Below are 2,423 nucleotides of genomic sequence, written 5' to 3'. Positions count from 1 at the left end.
CGACGACCCCCATCGGCGGGGCCAACCCGTCGCGCGTCGTCGGCACGCCGCACACCGCGCTGCCGGAAGTGCAGTTGCTGTCCAACGGCCGCTACCACGTGATGGTCACGAACACCGGCGGCGGGTACAGCCGTTGGAAGGACCTCGCCGTCACCCGCTGGCGGGAAGACGTCACGTGCGACGGCTGGGGCCCCTTCTGCTACCTCCGCGACGCGGAGACCGGGCGGTTCTGGTCGAACGCCCACCAGCCGACGCTCGTGGAGGCGGAGCGCTACGAGGCGATCTTCTCCGAGTCCCGGGCGGAGTTCCGCCGCCGCGACCACGACTTCGACACGCACACCGAAATCGCCGTCTCGCCGGAAGACGACGTCGAGGTCCGCCGTCTCCACATCACGAACCGCTCCCGCACGCGCAGGACGATCGAGGTGACGAGCTACGCCGAGGTCGTCCTCGCCTCGCCGGCCGCGGACGCGCTCCACCCCGCGTTCAGCAACCTGTTCGTGCAGACCGAAATCGTCCGGGAACGGCAGGCGATCCTCTGCACCCGCCGCCCCCGCTCCCCCGGCGAGCGGACCCCTTGGATGTTCCACCTGATGGCCGTGCACGGCGCGGAGTCCGAGGAGATCTCCTACGAGACCGACCGGTTGCGGTTCATCGGGCGCGGCAACACGGCGGCCGCCCCCGCGGCGTTGCTCGACCCACGGGCGCTCTCGGGCGGCGAGGGTCCGGTGCTCGACCCCGTCGTCGCGATCAGGCACCGGCTGACCCTCGGCCCCGAGGAGTCGGCGACGGTGAACATCGTCTACGGCGTCGCCGAGGCCCGCGACGCCTGCCTGGGCCTCGCCGAGAAGTACCTCGACCGCCGGCTGGCCGACCGGGTCTTCGACCTGGCGTGGACCCACGGCGAGGTGCTGCTGCGCCAGCTCGACGCGACCGAGTCCGACGCGCAGGACTACGGGCGCTTGGCCGGTTCCGTGATCTACGCGAACTCCTCGCTGCGCGCCGACCAGGGCACGCTCGCCCGGAACCACCGGGGCCAGTCGGGATTGTGGGGCTACGCCATCTCCGGGGACCTGCCGGTCGTGCTGCTGAGGATCGGCGACGCCGCCAACATCGACCTGGTGCGCCAGCTCGTTCAGGCCCACGCCTACTGGCACCTCAAGGGTTTGGCGGTCGATCTGGTGATCTGGAACGAGGATCAGGCCGGGTACCGCCAGGAGCTCAACGACCAGATCCTGGGACTGATCGCCGCCGCCAACGCAATCAACATCTCCAACCGGACGGGGTGCATCCTGGTCAGGTCGGCGGAACAGATCTCGGACGAGGACCGCACGCTGCTGATGTCGGCCGCCCGCGTCATCATCGCCGACGACCGCGGGACGCTGGCGGAGCAGATCGGCCGCCGGCTCGAAGCCGCCCCGCCCGGACGGCGCCCGGCCGCCACCCGCACCCGCCTGCCGGCCGTCGCTCCCGCCGCGTCGCCGCCGCTCCCGGACCTGCTGTTCGGCAACGGGCTGGGCGGGTTCACGCCGGACGGGCGCGAGTACGTGATCACGACCGGTCCGGGGCGGGCCACGCCCGCCCCCTGGGTGAACGTCCTGGCCAACCCGCAGTTCGGGACCACCGTCTCGGAGAGCGGCACCGCCTGCACCTGGAGCGAGAACGCCCACGAGTTCCGCCTGACCCCGTGGAACAACGATCCCGTCTGCGACACCGGCGGCGAGGCCATCTACATCCGCGACGAGGAGAGCGGCCGGTTCTGGTCGCCCACGCCGCTGCCCGGCCGCGGCGAAGGGGACCACGTCTGCAGGCACGGGTTCGGCTACAGCATCTTCGAGCACGCGCAAGACGGCATCCACTCGGAGCTGCTGGTCTACGTGGCCCCGGACGCGCCGGTCAAATTCTCGGTGCTGAAGCTGCGGAACGAGTCCGGCCGTCCCCGGCGGCTCTCCGTCACCGGGTACGTGGAGTGGGTGATCGGCGACCTGCGGCCGAAGTCGGCCATGCACGTCGTCACCGGGATCGACGCCAGGACGGGCGCCCTCTTCGCGCGCAACTCGTACAATACGGAGTTCGCCGGGCGGGTCGCCTTCTTCGACGCGGACGACATGACCCGGTCGTTCACCTGCGACCGCACGGAATTCCTGGGACGCAACGGCTCCCTGCGCGACCCGGCCGCCATGTCGAGGCCGCGGCTCTCGGACCGGACCGGGGCGGCCCTGGATCCCTGCGCCGCGATCCGGATCCCCTTCGAACTGGACATCGAGCAGCGACACGAACTGGTCTTCAGGCTGGGCGCCGGACGGGACGCCCGGGACGCCGGCGACCTCGCCCACCGCTTCCGGGGCGCCGGCACCGCGCGGGACACGTTCGTCGCGGTGCGTCAGTACTGGCTCCGCACGCTCAGCGCCGTGCGCGTGGAG

Annotated in this window: 1 protein-coding gene; it reads left to right on the top strand. The window is 71.5% G+C overall.

Annotated features, from left to right (window positions below; genetic code table 11):
* On the top strand, positions 1–2,423 hold a 2,423-nt coding region (locus Q7W29_01565; protein MDO9170498.1), incomplete at both ends, for a cyclic beta 1-2 glucan synthetase.

It is taken from the genome of bacterium, from assembly GCA_030654305.1.
Classification (GTDB): Bacteria; Krumholzibacteriota; Krumholzibacteriia; order LZORAL124-64-63; family LZORAL124-64-63; genus PNOJ01.
This window is presented reverse-complemented; position numbering and strand designations above follow the sequence as displayed.